Origin of the sequence: Pseudomonas sp. S9 (genome assembly GCF_000222125.1) — a bacterium.
GTDB classification, from domain to species: Bacteria; Pseudomonadota; Gammaproteobacteria; order Pseudomonadales; family Pseudomonadaceae; genus Aquipseudomonas; species Aquipseudomonas segetis.
Genome location: NZ_AFFX01000016.1, coordinates 1 through 23,322, shown reverse-complemented (window position 1 = coordinate 23,322; position 23,322 = coordinate 1). Strand labels below are relative to the sequence as shown.

16 protein-coding genes and 1 pseudogene are annotated in these 23,322 nt (G+C 49.3%); 7 read left to right on the top strand and 10 right to left on the bottom strand.

Translation table 11 applies throughout. The annotated features are described in order from the left end of the window. Positions 1-11: 11 nt before the first annotated feature. Positions 12-1,412, bottom strand: coding sequence for a heavy metal sensor histidine kinase (locus PSES9_RS0122070; RefSeq protein WP_029529717.1), 1,401 nt, complete (start codon positions 1,410-1,412; stop codon positions 12-14). Then, positions 1,409-2,083, bottom strand: coding sequence for a heavy metal response regulator transcription factor (locus PSES9_RS0122065; RefSeq protein ID WP_010490660.1), 675 nt, complete (start codon positions 2,081-2,083; stop codon positions 1,409-1,411). Before PSES9_RS0122065 ends, PSES9_RS0122070 begins: the two co-directional genes overlap by 4 nt. Positions 2,084-2,620: 537 nt before the next feature. Between PSES9_RS0122065 and PSES9_RS0122060 the strand changes: the two genes are divergently transcribed. The 5 genes and pseudogenes from PSES9_RS0122060 to PSES9_RS24115 all read left to right on the top strand — a co-directional run. Then, complete coding sequence (locus PSES9_RS0122060) at positions 2,621-3,925, top strand: TolC family protein (RefSeq protein WP_010490659.1); 1,305 nt, start codon at positions 2,621-2,623, stop codon at positions 3,923-3,925. A gap of 112 nt (positions 3,926-4,037) precedes the next feature. Continuing rightward, positions 4,038-5,627, top strand: a complete 1,590-nt coding sequence (locus PSES9_RS0122055; RefSeq protein ID WP_029529715.1) for an efflux RND transporter periplasmic adaptor subunit — start codon at positions 4,038-4,040, stop codon at positions 5,625-5,627. 14 nt (positions 5,628-5,641) lie between these two features. Then, positions 5,642-5,983, top strand: a complete 342-nt coding sequence (locus PSES9_RS0122050; RefSeq protein WP_010490657.1) for a P-II family nitrogen regulator — start codon at positions 5,642-5,644, stop codon at positions 5,981-5,983. A gap of 11 nt (positions 5,984-5,994) precedes the next feature. Beyond that, positions 5,995-9,117, top strand: coding sequence for an efflux RND transporter permease subunit (locus PSES9_RS0122045; protein ID WP_010490656.1), 3,123 nt, complete (start codon positions 5,995-5,997; stop codon positions 9,115-9,117). Positions 9,118-9,680: 563 nt separating this feature from the next. Further along, a pseudogene (locus PSES9_RS24115) lies at positions 9,681-10,530 on the top strand (arsenic resistance protein); the annotation flags it as partial. Positions 10,531-11,107: 577 nt separating this feature from the next. Here the strand turns inward: PSES9_RS24115 and PSES9_RS24760 are convergent. The 4 genes from PSES9_RS24760 to PSES9_RS0122020 form a co-directional block, all read right to left on the bottom strand. Further along, complete coding sequence (locus tag PSES9_RS24760) at positions 11,108-11,341, bottom strand: hypothetical protein (protein WP_010490653.1); 234 nt, start codon at positions 11,339-11,341, stop codon at positions 11,108-11,110. Between the two features lie 190 nt (positions 11,342-11,531). Further along, positions 11,532-12,857, bottom strand: a complete 1,326-nt coding sequence (locus tag PSES9_RS0122030; protein ID WP_010490651.1) for an OprD family porin — start codon at positions 12,855-12,857, stop codon at positions 11,532-11,534. Between the two features lie 320 nt (positions 12,858-13,177). After that, complete coding sequence (locus PSES9_RS0122025) at positions 13,178-13,537, bottom strand: DUF3703 domain-containing protein (protein WP_029529713.1); 360 nt, start codon at positions 13,535-13,537, stop codon at positions 13,178-13,180. 16 nt (positions 13,538-13,553) lie between these two features. Next, positions 13,554-15,836 carry a heavy metal translocating P-type ATPase gene (locus tag PSES9_RS0122020; RefSeq protein ID WP_029529712.1) on the bottom strand — a complete coding sequence of 761 codons (2,283 nt, stop codon included), beginning with the start codon at positions 15,834-15,836 and terminating at the stop codon, positions 13,554-13,556. 235 nt (positions 15,837-16,071) lie between these two features. Between PSES9_RS0122020 and cadR the strand changes: the two genes are divergently transcribed. Together cadR and PSES9_RS24110 are read left to right on the top strand one after the other, a co-directional pair. Then, the gene (cadR, locus tag PSES9_RS0122015; RefSeq protein WP_010490645.1) at positions 16,072-16,524 is read left to right on the top strand and encodes a Cd(II)/Pb(II)-responsive transcriptional regulator; all 453 of its coding nucleotides are present in this window, start codon (positions 16,072-16,074) and stop codon (positions 16,522-16,524) included. Positions 16,525-16,779: 255 nt separating this feature from the next. Next, entirely contained in the window at positions 16,780-17,175 is a 396-nt protein-coding gene (locus PSES9_RS24110; protein WP_010490644.1) for a disulfide bond formation protein B, read from the top strand. 242 nt (positions 17,176-17,417) lie between these two features. On the opposite strand, the gene PSES9_RS0122005 is transcribed toward PSES9_RS24110, so the two are convergent. From PSES9_RS0122005 to PSES9_RS24095, 4 genes are all read right to left on the bottom strand, one after another. After that, on the bottom strand, positions 17,418-17,873 hold the full coding sequence (locus PSES9_RS0122005; protein WP_010490643.1) for a hypothetical protein: 456 nt from the start codon (positions 17,871-17,873) through the stop codon (positions 17,418-17,420). A gap of 2 nt (positions 17,874-17,875) precedes the next feature. Then, the gene (locus PSES9_RS24845; protein WP_010490642.1) at positions 17,876-20,533 is read right to left on the bottom strand and encodes a hypothetical protein; all 2,658 of its coding nucleotides are present in this window, start codon (positions 20,531-20,533) and stop codon (positions 17,876-17,878) included. After that, a complete protein-coding gene (locus PSES9_RS24100; RefSeq protein ID WP_010490641.1) occupies positions 20,534-22,138 on the bottom strand; it encodes a site-specific integrase in 1,605 nt (534 codons plus the stop codon). It abuts the gene before it with no gap. Between the two features lie 12 nt (positions 22,139-22,150). Then, positions 22,151-23,322, bottom strand: a 1,172-nt coding sequence (locus PSES9_RS24095) for a tyrosine-type recombinase/integrase (protein WP_010490638.1), incomplete at its 5' end; no start/stop codon positions are given.

Genomic DNA, 23,322 nt, shown 5'->3' with positions numbered 1-23,322 from the left:
GCTTTAGCAAGTCACGGTGAGCCATCGGGTACTTTGGGGAAGATCAAGCGGAAAACGGTGAAGCTACCAGGGATGCTGCTAACCTCGACAGCACCCTGATGGAGGCTCATTATCGAGCGCACAATAGCTAGTCCTAGCCCAGTTCCACCTTCGGCACGAGAGCGGCTTGTGTCGACACGATAGAAGCGCTCAAACAAATGAGGGATGTGCTGCGCGGGAATACCAACCCCGGGGTTCCCAACCGATACGCATACGGTTTCGCTATGCCTCTCTACCAGCAACGAGATGTTTGCACCGATAGGGCTGTGTCGAATGGCATTTGACAATAGGTTTGAAATAGCGCGCTGCACCATTAACCGATCACCGAAAGTACGCCCCCCTCCGGCGATTCTCAGATTGATCTGCTTCTCTTCTGCGGAGATGCTGAACAAATCAACAACACGCCTTACCTCATCTTCCAAAATAATTTTTTCGAAGGGCACAAGGGATGCTGGGTGGCTAACTTGAGCGAGAAACAGCATATCAGTTACGATTCTGGTGACGCGCTCAAGCTCCTCTGTGCAGCATTCCAGTACGGCTTTGTACTCTTCTGGTGGACGCTCTCTTGATAGCGTTACCTGTGCCTTTCCCATGAGGTTGCTAATGGGCGAACGCAATTCATGAGCCAAATCATCAGAAAACTGCGATAGCTGTTGAACGCCGCTATCAAGCCGATGCAACATGAAGTTGATTCCATGAGCTAGCGTGCTGAGCTCTTGGGGCAGTTTATCCACGGAAATTCTATGGGTCAGATCCTGCGTGGATATAAGAGATGCAACTTGTCGGAATTGCCGAAGCGGTGAGAGGCCTCGCTTCACGATCCTCCATGCCCCCATGCCAATCAGAGCGAGTAAAAACGGGAGCAAAATCAAGGTTGACTTCAGGTAAGCGCTGAGCAGCGCTTCGTCTGCAGATCGATCGATAGAAAGCAAGACTCTAACAATATCGCCATCATTAAGCTGCATCACCTTGGATGCGGTTAGGAAATTCTTTCCCTCAGAATCCGACCAACGCTGATAACTCGTAGTGTCGGTGGCAGGAATGCTGGAAAGCATGGGCTCTAATGACCGCTCTCCAAGGTTCAAGAGTAACTTGATGCCTGATTTATTTTCGTAAATCGTCAAGTGAAGGTTGTCATGCCCCATGACTAAATCCAACAACGCGTGAGGCTGCTGGGAAATTGCATGAGCACTCATATCCTCAGCTAGGCTATGCCGAATTTGCTCCAGTTTCCCGTCTAGACTCTTTTTAGCCAAGGAATCCAACTCATGGGTAAGCGCGAAGTATGCTAGCGCCGCTAGCAAAACCACCAACGCTGCTCCCATTACGCTGACCGAAAGGCCAAGGCGCATTGAAAGACTCGTCGGTCTCATGCCCGTTCCTCAAGAACATACCCGACACCCCTAAGGGTGTGGATTAGCTTGCTATCGAACGGGTCATCAATCTTTGCGCGTAGCCTGCGGATGGAAACTTCGACGACATTCGTGTCGCAGTCAAAATTCATGTCCCAGACCAGCGAGATAATCTGGGTGCGAGAAAGCACCTCTCCAGAGCGGCGCATTAGCAGGTGCAATAGTGCAAATTCTTTGGTAGTTAGGTCGATACGCTGCTCACCGCGAAACGCGCGGTGCCTAGCCGGATCAAGTTCAAGGTCAGCTACCCGTAACACTTCTGGAACTGGAATTTGCTCACTGCGCCGCAGTAGAGTTCGGATTCGCGCAAGCAATTCAGGGAATTCAAACGGTTTGACTAAATAATCATCCGCTCCCAAATCTAGACCTTTAATTTTATCTACTAATCGTCCGCGTGCAGTCAACATTAATACCCGGGTGCTGCTAGTACTTCGTATATTCTCTAGTACTCTCCAGCCATCAACCTCAGGAAGATTTACATCGAGCACTACTAAGTCATAAACATGTTGTCGAACTAAGTGAAGACCGTCTACACCAGTGGCGGCCCTATCAACAATATAGCCACTCTCGCTTAATCCTTGGTGCAAGTATTCGGCAGTCTTTGGCTCGTCCTCGACAATAAGGATTCGCATAAAATTCACCTTAAAATTTACAGCCGTTATTGATTAATATTATTTGTTTTGGCGGCAGGGGTTAATTTTTTTCATCGACGGTCACGGACACGACCTACGAGGACTGATATTTTTCATATCCTAAAGCCTGTAGCGGCTTTAGGGTCAATCTGTTTCGCCATTGCTCATCATTCCGAATGGTTGTGCGACAACCCTTCGCAGCGCTTTAACTCGCCTGCAAAACTCAGCCTTTAACTGGGAGGCAATACAGGCATGACAAGCCTTTCTTGAGCGCATATGTTTCTAGATGTTGCGCATCATCGATATCATCTACCTTCTTGAGTGATGGCAATACTAATACAGGCCAACTTGAAAAAGCGCCGGATAACATAATTGTAATTTTTCAGTCACCTTGTTGATAGACCTAAAGCACTACATTCTGCCAAGAATTGGCGCCCTACTTATTCTCCCGAGTACTAATCCACAAACTCTCTCAGGCTCAGTAAGTAGCCCAGCCTTAATCTATTCCAGCAGAATATATGCTGCGGAGGGCTTTAAGTGTACGTAAAAACAATCGGCGGTTATAAAGTAGTTATCGATAAGTTCTGTATGCTTTTAGGCTTACTGGCAATATTGTTAGCTATGCCCGTTACAGCAGATTCTGCGGAATTAGCTGGGAGACCTATAACGTTTGATGAGGCTTTAGCGCAAGCACTATCAGAAAACCCAGAGTTCGCGGCAGCCCAATGGAATACAGGCATTGCCCAGGGCGCTCGCACTCAAGCCGGGCTAATCCCAAACCCCGAGCTGTCTTGGAGCGTTGAGGACACACGTCGTGATTCACGGATAACTAGCATTCAGGTATCTCAACCAATTGAACTAGGCGGTAAGCGAGGTGCAAGAATTGATGTTTCTGAGCGCGATCAGGACGCTGTAGCTATTGAATTTGAGCGCAAGAAAAACACTCTACGCGCAGAAGTCATTCGAGCCTTTTACTCGGCACTGCGAGCCCAAGAAGGGCTTCAGCTATCCACTCAGTCACTGGAGCTGGCCAGTCGCGGGCTTCAGGTGGTCGAAGGACGTGTAAAAGCCGGCAAGGCTTCCCCGATCGAAGTGTCGCGCGCTCAGATGCAGCTCTCCGAGATTCAACTGGAGTTGAATCGTGCTCAGCTCAACCGAAGTAACGCCTACAAACAACTAGCACTTGTAACGGGCGCCACGACGCCGAATTTCGATTATGTCGAAGGAGATCTTGAGCGCCTGCCAGATTTGCCATCGAAGGCAGATATGCTCGCACGCATAACGGATACAGCCGACCTGCGGCTAGCTAGTATGCAAATCCAACGTACCGAGTCCTCCTTAGAGCTCGAAAAGTCTCAGCGCATTCCCGATATCAACGTCAGTGTTGGAAGCCAATACGACGAGGGTCTTGGCGAGCGTGTCAACTTGCTCGGATTGTCAGTACCTCTCCCGTTGTTTAACCGCAATCAGGGCAATGTGATGGCCGCGGCTCAAGAAGCTAATCGCGCGCGCGACTTACGCAACGCCACAGAGCTTCGATTACGCGCGGAGGCAAAGCAGGCGTTTGAGCAATGGATAAGCGCGAGAAGTGAAGTCGATTCAATCAGCGGCACCTTGCTTCCGACTGCGAAGCAAGCGGTAGAGGGTGCCGTCCGGGGGTTTGAGATGGGTAAATTTGCATTTATCGATGTGCTAGATGCTCAGCGCACCCTTGTAAGCATGCGCTCTCAATATCTCAATTCATTGGATGAGGCCATTTCGGCTTGGGTAAGTCTGGAGAAAATCTACGGCTCCCAGATGAACGTCGAATTCAAACAAAAATCTTCCCACGCGCCCACATAACGCCTTGAACGGTCGCGTTATACAGCATGGAGCTTTTCCTGCCAGTAGAGCGCGTCTGGACACCGGATGTGCTTGAGTCAAATTTAATATTCTTATTTATATGGAGTTACCAATGGCATCAACAGCTCCCAGAAAGCAGTGGCTAATGATTGCGGCAGTTGTCGCAATCGGTTTGACCGTGGCGGCTCTGATATTAAGTGGCAGCCCTAGTAAATCCGGAGAGCAAGGCCATGGTCATGATGAAAGTCATAAAGATGCATCAGCTCATGCAGATCCAGAGCACCACGGGAATCCTTCGTCAGAGAAACATGAGGAGGCGGACCAGCATACAGATGAAGAGCATCATGAGAGCTCAGAATTCACTGAAGGTGAGCACGGCGGTAAGCTCTTCTCTGAGGGTAATTACGCACTTGAAGTAACAATTTTTGAGGAAGGCGAGGAGCCTCAGTTCAGGCTGTATACCTACCTAAATGGCAAGATTCTAGACCCTGCGGACAGCACGGTGAACATGACATTGTCACGCTTAGGTCAACCTGCGCAACTTATCAAGTTCAGCAAAGAGAATGAATACCTGCGTGTTAATTCCTCATTTGTAGAGCCACATTCATTCCAAGTCTCTATCAGTGCGAAGCACAGTAACAATAGCTACTCGTTTGATTACGAGCAGGTTGAGGCACGCGTGTCCATGACAGATGAGCAGCTTTCTCAGGGTGGCGTCACAATTGCTACCGCGGGGCCTTCGAAAATTGCATCCACACTGCAGATACTGGGCGAGGTTCGTTACAACGGCGATCGTACTGTTCAGGTGACACCGCAACTTGCCGGACGCGTTGATTCTGTGGCGGTCAGCGCTGGTGAAACTGTCCGCAAGGGCCAGCTACTGGCCAAAATATCCAGCCAAACCCTGGCCGACATGCGTGGTGAGCTACTTGCTGCCCAGCAGCGTTCGGCGCTTGCTCGCACAACCTATATCCGTGAAAAAAAGTTGTGGGAAGAGAAGATATCCGCCGAACAGGACTTTTTGCAGGCAAAGGTTGCCATGCAGGAATCAGCTATCGCAGTGCAACGCGTTCAGCAACAGATTGCCTCACTAGGTAGCGCACCAGCCAAAGGTCAAAATCTTACCGAGTTCGAGATTCGCGCCCCAATTGACGGAGTTATCACCAGCAAAAGCATATCGGTTGGAGAGGTTCTGAAAGAGGATTCTGCGGTATTTACCGTGTCGGATCTGTCGACAGTTTGGGTGGACTCAACAGTCGCGGCGAAAGACTTGGGGGTAATCGCCGAAGGGCAAGCAGTAGTCGTGAGTTCCAGCGCATTCGCTTACAAGGCTGAGGGCAGAATTTCGTATGTCAGCGCATTGGTTGGGGCCCAAACCCGCTCAGCCACTGCCCGCATTGTGCTCGCCAACCCAGAGCGGGTATGGCGTCCTGGCTTACCGGTCACGGTCGAAGTGGTTGCTGAGGAAAGCAACGTGCCAGTTGCTGTGGCAGTAGAAGCGATCCAGACCGTTCGCGATTGGCAAGTGGTGTTTGGCCGTTTTGGTAACCAGTTGGAGGCCCGACCTATTGAGCTGGGCAAGACTGATGGACGCTTCGTCGAGGTTATTTCGGGTCTAAAAGCGGGTGATCGCTACGCACTGAAGAACAGTTTCCTGATCAAGGCTGAGCTTGGCAAAGCCGGCGCGAGCCATGACCACTAATTTGGAGTCGAGCCATGAAACAAGTTACAGCTATATTTCGTCCGATCCGGCTTGAGGCTGTCGAGCAAGCGCTACACGCACTGCCACATCTACCCGGCTTCACAATTCTACCTGCACAAGGCCATCCTCGTGGTCACGGTAAAGATCACAGCTATATCGCTGACGAATGGAACCCCGACGCTCACCAACATCTCGTACTGGTAGCGTTCTGCGGCGACGAAATTGTAGATGGGATCGTCAAGGCCATCGAGAAGGCCGCTCACACAGGTGTACCCGGCGATGGGATCATCGCCGTGGCCCCTTTGACCGACGTATTGCGCATCCGTACCGGAGAGCGCGGTGATGCTTCGCTTTAGGGGAAACTAACATGTACGAACGATTAATTCGCTTCGCCATCGATCAGCGCTGGCTGATCTTGCTGGCTGTGCTCGGCATGGCAACATTGGGTATTTACAGCTATCAAAAGCTATCGATTGATGCGGTTCCCGACATTACCAACGTGCAGGTGCAAATCAATACTGAAGCAAAGGGATACTCACCTTTAGAGACCGAGCAACGTGTGACATTCCCGATTGAGACAGTCATGGCGGGGCTGCCCAAGTTACAGGAAACTCGCTCCATTTCGCGTTATGGATTATCGCAAGTAACTGTAATCTTCGAAGATGGCACGGATATCTACTTCGCGCGCCAGTTAGTGAATGAGCGAATACAAGAAGCCCGAGGAAACCTTCCTCGTGGACTGTCGCCAAGCATGGGACCAATCGCCTCTGGGTTAGGTGAGATCTACATGTGGACCGTAGAAGCGGAAGACGGCGCAAAAAAGCCAGATGGAAGCTCCTACACGCCGATGGACCTGCGAGAAATCCAAGACTGGATCGTAAAGCCTCAACTACGAACAGTAAAAGGTGTTACTGAGATCAACACCATTGGTGGCTATGCTAAAGAATTCCAAGTATCGCCCATTCCAGGGAGCTTGGTTGCCCATGACCTCAGTTTGCCTGACATTGTGGATGCATTGGAAAATAACAACGCAAACGTCGGGGCGGGCTACATCGAACGGAGCGGCGAGCAGTACCTGATCCGCGCCCCTGGGCAGTTAGGCTCGATCGCGGATATCGCTAACATTATTATCAAGAGCACCAATGGTGTCCCAGTGCGCATCGGTGATGTAGCTGATGTCGGCCTAGGCAAAGAGCTGCGTACCGGTGCAGCCACCGAAAACGGCCAAGAGGTAGTGCTCGGCACGGTGTTTATGTTGATTGGTGAGAATAGCCGCTATGTATCGCAGGCTGTCGATCAACGGCTAAAGGAGATCAATCGAAATCTTCCGAAGGGTGTACTAGCGAAGACAGTATATGACCGCACCGTATTGGTCGACAAAGCAATCAACACGGTAAAGAAGAACCTAATCGAAGGTGCTCTGCTGGTTATCGCGATCCTCTTTCTATTCTTGGGCAACATCCGTGCAGCCCTCATAACTGCGATGGTGATCCCGCTGTCGATGTTATTCACTTTCACAGGCATGGTAAGCAACAAGGTGAGCGCGAATCTAATGAGCCTCGGTGCGCTCGACTTCGGCATCATCATTGATGGCGCAGTCGTGATTGTTGAAAACTGCGTGCGTCGCCTGGCTCACGCGCAAGCTACTGCGGGAAGAACGTTGACGCGTAACGAGCGCTTCCACGAAGTTTTCGCTGCTTCGAAGGAGGCACGTCGCCCGCTGCTATTTGGGCAACTGATCATTATGGTGGTGTACCTACCGATTTTTGCCTTGACGGGCGTTGAAGGCAAGATGTTCCATCCGATGGCATTCACCGTGGTGACAGCGTTGCTAGGCGCTATGGTCCTTTCTGTCACGTTTGTTCCAGCGGCAGTTGCATTGTTTCTCAATGGCAGCGTCAGTGAAAAAGAAAACCGTTTGATGGTTTGGTTAAAGCAGGGTTACGAGCCATTACTGGACTGGGTCATGGTCCGCAAACCGCTGGTGTTGACTATAGCGACGGTCATAATGGTGTTGTCTGGTTTGGCTGCTTCGCGAATGGGTAGCGAGTTCGTGCCAAGTCTTGACGAAGGTGATATCGCTTTACATGCTATGCGTATCCCAGGTACCAGCCTCTCTCAAGCAATTGACATGCAGGTGCAGCTCGAACAAAAAATCAAGTCATTTGCTGAAGTTGATACGGTATTCGCCAAGCTGGGAACCGCTGAAGTTGCAACCGACCCAATGCCGCCAAATGTGGCGGACAACTTTGTAATGCTCAAACCGCGAGATCAATGGCCAGATCCGAGTCTCAGTAAAGTAGATTTGGTTGCTGCGCTTCAAAAAGCAATCGAGCAGATCCCCGGCAATAACTATGAGTTTACTCAGCCAATTCAGATGCGCTTCAACGAACTGATCTCCGGTGTGCGCAGTGACGTAGCGGTCAAGGTCTTTGGCGATGATATGGATGTCATGAACGAGACTGCCGAGCAAATCGCAGAGGTGCTGGAAGGTATTTCAGGTGCAGCTGACGTGAAGGTTGAACAAACCACGGGGCTCCCGATGCTCAGCGTGCAAATCGACCGCGAAAAAGCCGCACGGTTCGGTTTAAATGTATCAGAGATCCAAGACGCTATTTCCACCGCAATCGGCGGACGCGAGGCAGGTGCGTTGTATGAAGGCGACCGTCGCTTCGACATTCAAGTCCGCTTATCAGATGAGTGGCGCAATGATGCCGACAAAATTCAGCAATTGCCTATCCGCCTGGCCAATGGTGATAACAAGGACAGTCCGGGATTTGTGCGCTTAGCGGACGTCGCTACTGTAATTGCCGCACCGGGACCAAACCAGATAAGTCGTGAAAGCGGAAAGCGTCGCGTGGTCGTCACCGCCAACGTGCGCGGTCGAGATATAGGTTCTTTTGTTGCTGAGGCCGAGAGCAAAATCGCTGAATCAGTCAGCATCCCTACAGGTTATTGGACGACATGGGGTGGTACATTCGAGCAATTGCAGTCGGCTGCTAAACGCCTGCAAATTGTCGTGCCAGTGTCACTTCTACTGGTATTCACTCTGCTATTTATGATGTTCGGAAATATCAAAGACGGCCTTCTGGTATTTACTGGCGTGCCCTTTGCACTGACAGGTGGGGTCATGGCTTTGTGGCTGCGTGATATTCCGCTATCTATTTCGGCAGGTGTAGGTTTCATTGCATTGTCAGGCGTCGCAGTGCTCAACGGTTTGGTGATGATTTCCTTTATTCGTAGTTTACGTGAGAACGGCATGGGGCTGGACGAAGCCATCCGCGTAGGTGCGCTGACGCGTCTACGTCCGGTACTGATGACTGCCTTGGTGGCTTCTCTAGGCTTTATTCCAATGGCTACTGCAATTGGGACAGGGGCTGAGGTTCAACGGCCATTGGCCACGGTGGTAATTGGGGGAATATTATCATCTACGACGCTAACGCTACTGGTGCTGCCATTGCTCTACCGATTGGCTCATCGACTGCGTTAAGGACGGCACATTGCTCACTTAACAGAGTGTCTAATCCCGTAATAGGTTTACACCTATTACGCTCTCAAAACGCCCGACGTAAAGCACCGGGCGTTTTGTACCTTTATGTCAGATTAGACCGCATGCTGCAGTGAGTCTTAACAGATCCGTCGAGCATGCGATCCGCCTCAGCTAAATCTTTAAGCCGGAGAGATAAGAGCTACGTTCTGAATATCCCGCTCGAACACTTAGCCAAGATACAACAGGGAATTCAAGGCCAAGCACAATAGTATTATCGTACCGGTCTAGTGTTGTTTTTTTCAGCTATAGGTACAAAGTTGGTTGCTAATAAAGATCACTTTGCACATCAACTTACGCACCTTGAATCGCCAATTAGCATGCCGTCCTCACTAATCAGATGTGGAATGCTTTGTAAAATAGGACTGGCCACTAGTCCAACGGCTGATCTGCGCTGACCATCTACCCTGACTAAATCAACGGTATGGCTTCCTCGCCTGCCGACTCAGCGGGCATGTGAGATCGGTGAACCGCTGCCGCATAGCTGGGCACTTTATTCAGGCAGGTATGCTAGCTTTGCACCATTTTCGTTCTGGAGGGGGGAGTCAGGAGCAAAGACATACTTCATGTCGGCGCTTCTCATCACCAATTTCGTACTTATTCCGTAATTGCTTTGGGGCATCACTAGAGACCTTGTAGACCACCCGGCCATACTCGTGGCGCACTATTGAAATTGCTAACACCCTGCATCGACTACGTGGTGGTCTTAACTCATATTGGCAAAGGCGACTCGCGCGCGACTCTTTCGGCCACCCCGGTTCTGGTGTTGGTACAGCTTGTATTGCTGCCTTTTTACCTGGCCTTCATGCTGGTACGGTAGTCCGAAGTCGTAATCTCCATCGGCCCATTCGTTGAAGCGTTTCCTCTTCTAATTATCGCACCGATGTTTTTGGCGGTAGCTACAGCTGCTGAGGCCAAACGGTCAAATCTTGTCGCCGGGTGGAACGCAGTGTGGGCATGGCTACCCGTTCCTAAAATGGCTTCGGTTCTAATCGTGGTGGTTGGAACTCAGATATCTTCGGGGGGACGTGACATTACCCTGCTTGCTCCAGTTATACCTGTGTATATAGCTTTCTGGTATTGGCTCCACGAATGGGAGCGCTGGGATCAAGAGCTGCCAAATTGCCAGCCACGACAGCACGAACGGTTACCTTTAGCTCAACAACTCGAAACTCCCTGGTTGTTCTGCCTCTGGCATTAGCATTGCCTGAAGATATTCGAGGGCTTGCTGCCGCAGCAGTAATAACACAGACGTTGATCGAGTTGGTATGTGAGCTGATTTACATTCGCGCAGTACCGGCGATACCGGCGATCGTTTGGCGAGGGAAGCCCGGTTTTGCGTCGACAGCGGCCTAAATAGGTCGCCTGGCGCAATACGGGTTGGCCGGGCGCTTACACTTCAACCACAAAGTACAATAGATATGCTGGCTCCTCTTGACGGAGTACAGGGCTAACCCGAACAATTTTCCACCATGATGGGCGCGACAAGCTTTTTAAAGTTGATTTCTAACGTTTCTATCGACAAACCCCCGCTATTTGCTCCTCATTTTTTGTTGCTCATACAGCACGGCTTTGCTTTTCAGTACCCCCCCTTGCTGGAGCTTTTTAAACCAGCGATTCCGAACAGAATCAACCAAAAAAGTGACTGGACTATCTCATAGTAACTATAGCCCTGATCGAACACCAAGCAGTCAGCTTTGTACATCAACTCGTGTATGTAGCCCAGACGCTACTTGGTCATCAGACTCCTTACTGACCAGCATCCTCACTTAAGTGAGTGCCTAGTTTCATCAGAAATCAATATATCCAAAGAAATGCTGTGAGATATAAAAATCGTGTATTAAAAAAAGCGCCACGAAGGGCGCTTAGGGTACACCTCTTTCCAAAGGAGCTCGGGAGCTACTAGAGGTGAACATCGTATGGAGTTGAGCAATTATTCAGCGTTAATTTGTTTATTAATATCGGTTTCAGTCCGATCTTGGTCGTTAGAATTAACATTTAAATCGTCTGCTGGTTTAGCGGTAGACTCAACTCCGTGAATTCGTTTTTGATCGGCTCTGAATTTTTCTTGCGCGTTCATTGAGCGATCATAGCCATCTTCTGCATAAGTCAGTGTAGAGCCGACAAGAAGTACCGATCCAATAATCAGGGATTTCAAAATCTTCATAAGACTGGCCTCGTAAAAGTAAACAAGCAACTTGAGAAACCTTAGTGAAAAGCTCGCAAGGACTGGAAAATTTTACAAGAGGAAACCTAACACCAGCGTGAGCTGAAAATTACATTATTGATATCTAATCATTACTTGGATGCCGCGCATGAGCGAGCGGGGGGGGGCCCTCCCGCCCAGCCATAATTATTTACAGTACGCTAAGGGGATATTCAACGATTAGACGAACCTCATCCAAATCAGACTCGTAAGCGGTAGCACGCGTAGTCATCTGACGAACGCGGAAAGACATATCTTTCAATGAGCCTGTTTGCAGGACATACTTAGCTTCAATATCTCGCTCCCAGCGCTTCTGATCAGTTAGCGGGTTACCATCGTCATCACGCCGCATATAGACTTCGTTTGCACTGGAGTAGTCAGCATCTGAGCCCTGTGCATAGCGAGTCATGAAGCTCAGCCCAGGGATTCCGTAGCTTGCCATATCTAGATCGTAGCGAAGCATCCAAGAGCGCTCATTCGGTGAGTTGAAATCGCTGTACTGGATCGAGTTGTCGAGATAGATAGAGTCGGATTGGCGCAGGTAATCGAAGTCGTTATCACCATTATTACGCTGGTAAGACAAAGCGACGCTGTGGGCTCCAAATTGCACGCCTACTTTACCGCTATAGATATTATTATTGAATTCACCCAACTGCTGTTGGCCTTCGTCGACAGCTTTGTAGTAGTTCAAGCCACCAAACAACGAAATATCATCAGTCAACGGACGACTAAAGGCTGTCCCTGCATAGTATTGGTCCCAAACATCTTTAAGTTTGCTGCTGTAAAGGCTAAAACTCAGATTATCGCTCACTGAATAGTCGCCACCGAAATAGGCAAGCCATGACGAATCTACTGGGCCAGCGTAAAAAGTTTCAAAGTCATCGCGCATTGTGCTGACTTGCGGTTGGCTCATAGCATGCAAACGCCCCCCCTGAAGGGTAAGTCCCTCAAAGCTACTATTTTCAAGGGTTACACCACGAAAGCTTTCCGGTAACAGGCGAGAATCACCGTAGTGAACCACCGGAGTCATGGGGAATAAATCACCTGCCTTGACAACCGTATCGAGCAAGCGAACTTTTACTGCACCACCAACTTTAGAATAATTGTCCTCGGCTTCCCCTTCACTATTAACAGGTAATAGGTTCACACTGCCTCCGGGGCCATAGCGCCCATCACCAGTATCCAGTTTTAGGCCAAGCATGGCAAAAGTATCAATACCAAAACCTACAGTCCCCTGGGTAAAGCCCGACTCAAACTGACCAATGATTCCATGTGCCCAAGCTTCAGTGTAACCGTTACCTGTGTTGCTTGACTGGCCCTTCCGGAAGTCACGGTTCATGTAAAAGTTTCGATTGAGGATATTGAAACTGCTGCCCTCGACAAACCCATCAGCTTGTTCTTCTGAAACTGCAATGAGAGGAGTTGAACTGACAATCGCCGAAAATACTGCAAGGGAAATCTTGGTTTTATTTAGCATTTATTGCTCCTTTATAATTGGCAGTCATAAATATAATTCTTCGCCATTGCATTTTTATAGGTTGCGCACCCACAAGTGCTCCGCACCATCGGTGCTGAGCCATATCCTTGCAAGGTGGAGATAACTTGAAGATGATTGTAAAATTACAATTTTGTAATCTTAATTGACCACTAGTAATAAGTTGTCTTAAAGCGACATTTTCTTGTGGTTTTCAGCGATATTTCAATGTAACGGCCACGGGAAGCTTCAGGCGTAAATTGGATGGATGATGCTTGAGAAGTTTCAGTAAGCTCACAGTAGGGCTTGAAGGTCAGCGCCCGTCACTTAAATGACGCCTGATCATCACTTGCAAGCAGAGCCTGCAGATCTGATGGGACTGGCAAGGACCTGAAAGCATTAATTCTTGCGCGGCCTGTGTTGCCTACCGGGACCCAAATTTTAGAGAACAACAAGGCCGCGAGAATGCGCGATACTTGTCCGGCAACCTCTCGATAATCGCCAGTCTGCCAGCCGAGCACGAGCATCAGCCAGTGTGACTTGGCATGCAGCAAGGGGCGGCGCTGGGTCAGGATGTGCACTCGCTCTAGCCATTGAAAGGCAGTTGCACTGCGCTTTTCCTGCATGGCGTGCTCGGCCTCTTGAAAGGCCTGCTCAATTGCGAATTGCAATGCTGCCCTGATCTGCAATCCTCCCACCTCATTTTTTAAGCAGGCGCAGGCCTTTGAATACCACCAATAGGCTGACGCCCATGTCGGCGAAGCCGGCCATCCACATCGTCGCCTGACCCGTCAGGGTAATGGCGAGAAACAGGGCCTTGATTCCCAGCGCCAGTACGATGTTCTGCTTGAGGATTACGGCGGTCTGTTGCGACAGCCGAATGAAGGCCGGGATCTTGCGCAGGTCGTCGTCCATCAAGGCTACATCGGCCGTTTCGATGGCGGTGTCTGTGCCGGCGGCGGCCATGGCGAAACCGATTTCAGCTTTCGCCAGCGCCGGCGCATCGTTGATGCCATCGCCGACCATCCCGACCACGTAACCACGGGTTTGCAACGCTTCAATCGCCTGCAACTTGTCGACGGGCAGGAGGTTGCCGCGCGCCTCGTCGATGCCTACCTGTTGCGCGATAGCTTCTGCGGTGTGCAGGTTATCGCCGGTCAGCATGGTGGTCTTCACACCCAGCGCGTGAAGCTCTTCGATGGCCTGGCGGCTGGAGTCTTTGACGGTATCGGCAACGGCGAACAGGGCAATGGCACGCTGTGGATTGCACAGCACCACCACGGTTTTACCTTGGCGTTCGAGGCCTTCAAGTGTTGCCTCCAGCTCGGGGGAGCACAGGCCAAGTTCTTCAACCAAGCGGTGGTTGCCCAGGTGGAAATCCACGCCGTCGATGCGGCCTCGAACACCTCGGCCCAGCAGGGCTTCGAAGCCGTCAACGGCAGAGTTTGGCAGGCCGTTTTCAGTGGCGTGTTTGGCTATCGCTTGCGACACCGGGTGGTCAGAGCGGCTGGCGAGGCTGGCGGCATGGGCGTGGTAGAGCGCGGCGTCCTGCTCAACCAGCGGCATGTAGTCGGTTTGTACCGGCTTGCCGTGGGTTAGGGTGCCGGTCTTGTCGAGTTCTAGGAAGCCAAGCTTGCCGCCGATCTCCAGATAGACGCCGCCTTTGACCAGGATGCCTTTGCGCGCCGCCGCCGCCAGGCCACTGACGATGGTGACGGGCGTCGAGATGACGAGGGCGCAAGGGCAGGCGACGACCAGCAGCACCAGGGCGCGATAGATCCAGTCGTACCACGGTTCGGCCATAAACAGCGGTGGCACAATGGCGACAGCCAGGGCGAAAAGAAATACAACCGGAGTGTACACCTTGGCGAATTGATCGACAAAGCGCTGGGTCGGCGCACGTGAGCCCTGCGCCTCCTCGACTGCGTGAATGATGCGGGCCAGCGTGGTGTTGCCGGCTGCGGCCACAACGCGGTATTCCAGCGAGCCGGCTTCATTGATGGTTCCAGCAAAAACCGGGTCGCCAATGGTTTTCTCGACGGGCAGGCTTTCCCCTGTGATCGGCGCTTGGTTGATGGTGGGGTTGCCAGCCGTTACCTCGCCATCGAGGCCGATCCGCTCGCCAGGGCGAACCCGCACCAATGCGCCTAGGGCGATGCTTTTAACCTCGACCTCAAGCCATGTGTCGTCAGCTTGCTGCACCGTGGCGCGCTCTGGGGTGAGGTCCATCAGCCCACGAATGGCATTGCGCGCCCGATCCAGCGACTTTGCTTCGATCAGCTCGGCGACAGAAAAAAGGAACATGACCATGGCCGCTTCTGGCCATTGCCCAATCAGCACCGCACCGGTCACCGCGATGCTCATCAGCGCATTGATGTTCAGGTTACGGTTTTTCAGGGCGATCCAGCCCTTCTTATAAGTCGTCAGGCCGCACAGCAGAATGGCCAGCAAAGCCACGCCGGCCACCACCCACTCAGGCGCAAGCTCGGCGAAGTGCAGCACTTCAGCCGATACAGCGGCCACACCGGATAGTGCCAAAGGCCACCAGGACTTCTTGCGCGGCGCGGCTGGCGCTTCACCGTTTGCCGTTGCTGAGCCCTCGATCACTGGGGTGAAACCCAGGTCGCTAATCGCTGCCAGCGCGACGGGCAGTGCGTCTACTGTGTGGCTAAACGTCAGTACGCGCTGGATCAGGTTGAACTCCAGTGCACTGATGCCAGGCAGTGAGGACAGCTTGTCGCGGATCAGCTTTTCTTCCGTCGGGCAGTCCATCTGTTCGATTTTGACGCGGGCTTGCCCCTCAGTAGAGAGCGGTTCTGCTAGCATACCCAGGGACGAAATCGCCGCTTCGATAGGCGCGGTGGACGGCAAGGTTTGCCATACCCCAAGAACGCGATTGATCAGTTTGAACTCGAGTTTTTCTACGCCCGCCAGCTTGCTCAGCTTGTCCTGAATCAGCGTCTGCTCGGTGGGACAGTCCATTTGCTCAATACGAAAGCTGCTGAGCCTGGAACCGGCTGCGGGGCCTAGCGCTGCAGCACCAGTGGTGGAGTTTTTACTTGCTTCGTTGAAGTCACAGCAGACATCCTTTGCAACCGCTTCAGATTTTTTTTCGTCACCGCAGCAGCCAGCCATGGGGGAATCCTCGTTGATCAGTTGTGCAGGGTGAACACCCTGAAGCCACTACAGGGTCAAGCATTTGTCGAAGAGGTATTTGATGAAAATTGGAGAGCTTGCCAAGCTTGCCGATTGCCAGGTTGAAACGGTTCGCTATTACGAGCGTGAGGGGCTGTTGCCGGCTCCGGCCCGCAGCGAGGGTAATTACCGCCTGTACACCAGCGAGCACCTTGAGCGGCTTACGTTCATTCGTAACTGCCGAACCTTAGACATGACCCTAGACGAGATCAGAAGCTTGCTGGCGCTGATGGATCGGCCAGAAGAGAACTGTGAGGGTGTGAATAACTTAGTGGATGAGCACATCGAGCATGTGCAAGCGCGCGTGACCAGCCTGCTGGCACTGCAACAACAACTGGTTGAGTTACGGCATCGCTGTGCCTCTGAGCGGGGCGTAGACGAGTGCGGAATCCTTCAGCGCCTGAACACTACTGGCGGAGTCAGTGCGCTTCCAGATGATGGGCACACCCATGTTGGGAAAAGTCACCGCCATTGACCATTACCACAAAAGAGCGCGGAAAGTATTCCCCCACACGCGATTCACGTTGTAGTTGCCAACCCCCGCCTTAATGGGAGCTTCGTCATCAAGATGAACGCCCAGCTCGATAGCTGCTGTGCCTGCTGGTTGCAACGCCAAGCGAGTCGACCGGTGCCTGTGCAAGACGCATGCTGTAACACAAAGCCAATCGACAGCTGCTGCGGGCCCGCTAACGTGCCATCCCCATATAAGGAAAAGGGCGAGTAGATAACGATGAGAAGCCAGATAGCCCCCTCCGCTAACCCCTGGGGTTTGCTGCTCGCCGTGTGGCTGCTGGCGTTGGCCGCGACCCTAGCCGCCTTGTTTATCGGTGAAGTCATGGGCAAAACCCCGTGCGTGCTGTGCTGGTTCCAGCGCATCTTCATGTTTCCTTTGGCGGTAATGCTGACGGGCGCCCTTTACCGCGCGGACTTCGCCGTTTGGCTGTTCGCCTTTTCCCTGGCCGTTATCGGGTCGGGCAATAGCCCTGTATCACTGCCTGCTGTTCATGGGGGTGATTCGGGAAAACCTCAAGCCGTTCAGCCCCGGGACCTCCTGTTTCGGGGCCGACATGCTGATCTTGGAGTCATAACTGCGCAGTACTTCGCCCTCTCTCCAAGTTCCAAATAAAGCACACGACGACATGGCCCTGTACTTCTTGCATCTGTCCACCGACCGGCGAGCATCAGGAAAAGAAGCCCAGCGGACTGGGCAGTGTCAGTTATTGCTAGAGATTTCCGGTCAACAGCATGACCTCAACTCAGGCTACTACGCAGTCTTTACTGGATGTTATCGCACGCACGCTGCTGACCCGTAAGGGTAGATATGCATGAAGTGCAGAAACAAAGCCAGTTGAAGGCAACCGACATTGGCTAGCCACCCTTTGACGGCAGCTTGATCACTGAGCCGCCTTTGGCAGGCTTACGAAACACAGGGCTATCATCTAAGAATTCCGCAGGATCGATATTCTTACGGCGAGCAATCATAGAGGCGTATATAAGTCTTTCTCGCTCCCTATTCAATTGCTTCGTCAATTCCTGGACCTGTGCCTTGAGCATTTCGATCTGGTGATCTCGATCACGATCTCTGGCCGCTTTCAGCGAAACCTCTTGATCGAACTGTTTCTCACCACGAGCATAACTTTTAACAATTCCCTTAATACGCTGAAACTCTTTTTCAAATTCCTTATTTCGCCACAGGGTCGGCTTAGACACACCAGACTTATCGGTAATATACTTCCACCCAAAGTCGGAAGGATCTATAAGCTGCCTTTCAAATTGCTGCAAGACCGAGAAAGCTTTACCCCATTGCTCAGTAGACGTAGTCACAATCAAGCTACTCCACATTGGAATACACAGTCGCTTGGAACAGAGCCACCGGTCTTAAATGGTTGATAGTCCTTACTCTTTTCAACTTGAATGTCGTTAAGCACCATCTCAGAACTATCTAAAATATAAGAAGCATTTCTAAAAATCGCCATTTGATGTTCAATATGCATTTCAACAGACTCTACCGGGATACCGGGTCTATTCAAGGCTTCAAAAAGCCGCGCCAACTCCATTTCTGCTCTATTACGCTCTGACTCGACTTGCTTAATTTGAACTGGATCTAAAAGATCTACAACAAACTCTCTACAGCCCTTTCCTGAATTACCGGTCAGACACTTCAGATGAAATTCGCAGGGCTTCAAATTAATATCACGAAAACAATGTCCAAGCGGACCGTAATGTACGGTTTGCAGCATATCAGTCAAAACAGCCTGCACATTCTGGGTCGGAATATTATTGTCATTCCAAATCTTGACCTTATTCGCCAAATCACCAATAAATCGGGACTGCTCAGAAAGCATAAGTTCACCGACCTTCTCAGCACGTTCTTTAGCAGTCTGATGATCGTAATGCTCACCTTGACTGTCAGATCTTCCCATCCACTTATTGACAATACTTGCAGCCAAACCGGCCCGGAAAAGTGAATTAGTTTGCCAATGTCGTCCCTTGTGGGTCTGAAACGTACTTACAATCTCTTCATTGGCTTCAACACCGTAACGGAGAAACGCTGACTGCCCCTGCCTAGCTGGTTTTATCGCATATAGAACAGAGAAATAACCAAGGGTAGATGGAATGTGTTCGTTATACACACCGCCAAGATTGCTTGGAACAACAAATAAATAATCAGAGACCTTTTGATTTATCCCAAATGTAGCCGAACCAATCTCTACTCCATCCGCTAGAAGCTCCTCTTTAATTCCCTGTATTAGTTCTGATTTAACTTTCGTATTAACTGATACAAAAGCATCTACGACGGCGCTTTTAATGCTGGCCTGTTCAACCAAGAACCCAGATACGGCATGATATTTTAGCCTAATGTTATCCGGGGCCGGTCTGTAAAAAGTCTTTCGCTCCTCTGTGACTCTTAAAAACGAGTAAAATCCAGTTTCACTACCATTTGCGATGGAGGTCATAGTCTTCTGGTTAAACAGTTCTGGGTAGAGCTTTTCAGCATCTAATATCGGGATATAAGCATCGTAATTATAACCACCACTGACAATAGTGCGTATTGCTGCGACTGCGTCGTCACTACTAAGATATACGATTCTTGCGCCATGAAGGCACGGCTCACCTGTCAAAGCAAAGGCCTCCAGAGAAGCCAGGTTTTGCGACTTCAACCTATCTTTTAGAGCGTGCACATCCTTAGAACGACTTCCTTCAGGTTTACGATTATGAAGCACCTCAAAAAACTCAGAATATAAAACAACATTTCGGCGGAGCTCTATCAATTGGACAAGACGCTGCTTAACATCAAAGCCTCGTAAATAATAAGCACACTTTACTTTTCCTAGCGATTTTGAAGTCACCTTAAAGCCGTTTTTTTTGTAAAATTTGAGGAGCGCATTTGAGTCTCTTGATTTTGAGGCAAATGGTAAGTATTCACCCAAATTTTTAAGTTCGACAAGTTCATCATCAGGCAGATACTTAAGAAGACGCAACTGCCTCTCAGCCTCTGAGGCATTAGACTCAATTTTTTTATAAAGACGGTCTAAAGCAGACTGAACATGCCGATCAATCGCTTCTATTCTTGTCTGAAACCGATTATCCAGATTTTCGGCATAGGAACCATCTTCAATGCTCAACGCTTGCTCTCTATAGGGTCCGCAAATTTCATCAATTCGCAGAACCGCTTCACAGATTGCATCTCTCCAGATAGTAGGGACATACCTAGCGATCGGCGCCGTACCCTTTTCTGTCCATACTCTACAATACAGTTCGCCACTTATTGTAACTAAGCAATTCTTAGGTAACCGCAAAACCTCGCCAATTCTTAAGCCTAAACCATATTGAAATGCCTGAGTCAGAACAGACAGCATATCCATCTGAGCACGAAAGCTGCCATCCCACTGCTCTTGTACCGCCCACTTCAACGCAATGATTGTTTTGACCAACTCAGGAAGCGGCAGTTTTTCTCCAAGGGCAACACGGCCATACTTATCTTTATCTTGTAAATCCTGTATACCTATGAGGTCAAAATTGCTAACGATCAAGGAAGAATCGAAGACAAATCTAATAAAATAATTTAGCGCTCTACACGCTCCAGCAGGTGACTTATAGTGAGCTATAAGATATTTGAACGTTGTCATGTAGGAAGATTGATCAATCCCTCTAAGGCTGAAAACCCCCTGACCAGCCATGTACTTAACAGCAGCAGCCAAGTCCATAACACGGCCAGCCGTTATCCCATTGTGATCCGACCTTCTGCCCCAGAGATAACTTACCAAGAAGACCTTGTTCAGCAGCATTAACTCTGGGTTAGTTTCTCCACGAGCCAATAAATAAACATTATGCCTGCCGTTATATAACCAGGAAAAATCCTCCCACTTTGATCCTTTAAAGCATGCGAGTTTTGAAAATCTCACTTCAGCTATGCTGGCAAGACGGCTTAGCTTAATCCGAAGCTCCTCATGCAAAATATCCTGTGCCATTACATTTTGCATTCAGATTTCCTTAACATTAATTAGGACCACGTCCTGCCCGTCAGAGTAGGCAATTGCAGCACGGCAACCAGCTATTGCCTGATCAATAACTGAAACTACATTAGCGGTGCTGACAGTTAACAATTGATCTTTTCGCTCGACCAAACCCTCTAAAGCACTTTCATGAGCTGCTACATCTTTATTAGGGCAAAATCTGTCACACGAATAGCAAGCTACCGCTGGTTCTTCGAAGCATACTGATTGAGCCGCGCACTTCCCTATAACATTAAAATTTCTTGGCTCACATACATGACTATATATATTATTTACAAGGTCACCTTCTCTCATCCAAGCAGCTGTGAATTGCTTCTGTTCAATGCGACTCAACGTGGCATTTTCGAGAATTTCCCACATCTCATGAGTGAATCTGAAGTAGTGTTTAATACTGTTTGTATCATTGTGATCAAGTAAATCGGCAAGCTCTTCTGGGGAACAGCCGGACATTACTGCTTGCGTGCCAACCGTATAACGAAATCTATATGCACATAAATTGAATTGCTTTCCGGTACGAGGGGAAAATGGCAGCCTATGTTCATTTCCCCAGAGAATATAATTAATTCTGGCACTCGACTTTTGGTAAAGTACGGCTCGCTTTGACTCATCTGAAAAATAGTCACTTGACAGCCGCTCTGTATCTTCCCAGTAGTGACTTCCTAAGGAATTGCCGTCTCTTTCTAAATGTATCGGATTTGAACTAATAAAAAGTGGAAGCTCTGCGGGATTAATACCATCAGGTAATTTTGTAGAAACCATGTGAGCCTGGATAAGACTTGCAGTTCTTTCTGTAAGTATTCGAGAGCTGAATTGAACTCGCCGATTGCGCGAATTTTGCTTCACGCGCGGCACGTTAAGATATTTTAATCCGCTTTTACCGTCCTTAATGAAGTCTTTTCGTTTCAATAAAGAAACTTGTATCGGCCTCAATCCAAAACATAAACATAGATCTAACAGCAAACGAAATTCTAACGGAAGCTGCTGATTATTAACCTGATCCGACAGTACGGAAATTTCCTCTCTTGTAAATGGGCCTCTGGCTTCATCCATTACAAATAGAGCTAAATACGAATTTACTTTACCTGAATAATTTCGGAGCTTATGAAACTCCTCATATGACTCTAACGAAAGATCTTCATATCCGCAAAGCAATAGAAAATTCAAGAATTCCTTACAAGCAGAGATGAATGCCGCCTTTTCTTTAGTTTCAAGCACAGAAAGTCCGCCCAAGAAGTCGTTGATATGAACTCCTTTAGAAATCTCACAGGCAAAAAAATCCAGAAATTTATATTTAATTCTAACGGTTGAAGTGTGATACCGCTCCAATATATACCTTAGGTAACTCCTCACAACCTCTCTTAATTCAGTATCCAGAAGATTAAGATACTGTGATTTAAGATAAATAAACTCACCCGTATCATCTGGCAATTTTATTACAGATCGAAATCCCCCATGATCATCAAATAGTTCGATTTCATAGCCAAGCCGACTTTTTACAAAAGCTCCTCCTGGCCACAGATCTGAAAGCTCATCGTTTGCAGCCAACGCCCACTGAGTCTGAAGTCCATTCATTTAATTAACCGATTACGCCTTAAGCGTTTCTTGTTGAAGCAGAGCTTGTAACTCAGCTACTTTGGCTTGTATCGATCCCTTTGCATAATGATCTGGCATATTACTGTTCTTACCCCACCCGCCTGCCGCTTCCTGAATAGGGGCTTTTAATAGCTTACGACTTAAACCGCTTTCACCTTTAAATTTTCTATCCAGTGCCTGATTCAAAAGATCATGAAATGTATTTCGAAGACGATGAGGGCTGAGAAGGCCCACAAACTCTGGATATTGTTTAATTAGCTCATTAAGAATTGAATTAGGAGTCTGCACTGAAAGAGGACGCCCATCCCGGTAAGACAAGAAGACATAGCTTGTTGACTGCCAGCCGATGAATTCTTTTCTGATATTCACAATGTAGTGTTCAACCAGCGCAGCGAGCTGATCATGTAACACTACCTGCCGACCGAGGGTTTTAACTGAAGGAGACTCAGCGCGGGGATAATCAATCACATCTTTACTCTTGACGATATCGTAATACTTTCGCATCCCTGTGAGCTGAAAATTGTTCAATTTCAACAACAACGTCTCACCTTTACGATTTCCGCCCAACATCAAAAGAAGCAGGAGAATATAATTTCTCCATCGCACCTTATAAATTTTCCAAGGATTTAAATTATTGCTTGCATCAGGGTCAATAATGGCAATGAACTTAGCCTGAAGCTCAGGAGTAAGGCCAATCCTGTCTTTTTTATCGCCCCTGTAAGGAGCTTTCATATACAACTTGAAGCCGGCAGTCATCCTCTCAAACGAACGCTTAGCAATTTTAAGTTGTTCTAAGTTTCGAGCACACCGCCCCTCATAGAACAGCCATAGGTAATCTACAAATTTTTTTGCGCCTCGCATGCGGGCACCATACCAATTTGGATTAACTTGTTCGCCAGTCTGTTGAGCAAAGCCGCAATACGATGAGAAAGCTTCAATCTCCCCGATTGTAAGAGGATTAAGATTTGCAACGCGCTCAATCAAATTTATTTTTTGAATTTCACAGAATCGATAGAGGATCAAAATAGAACTCTGATCAACTCTTATGGTGTTTGGCTTCGAGCCATTGTCGAATCGTTGCAAAGCATACGCGCCGGCAAATATATCAACCTGGCTACTTTCAGTTACTAACTTTAGTTTTATACCGCCCAATTTATCAAAGA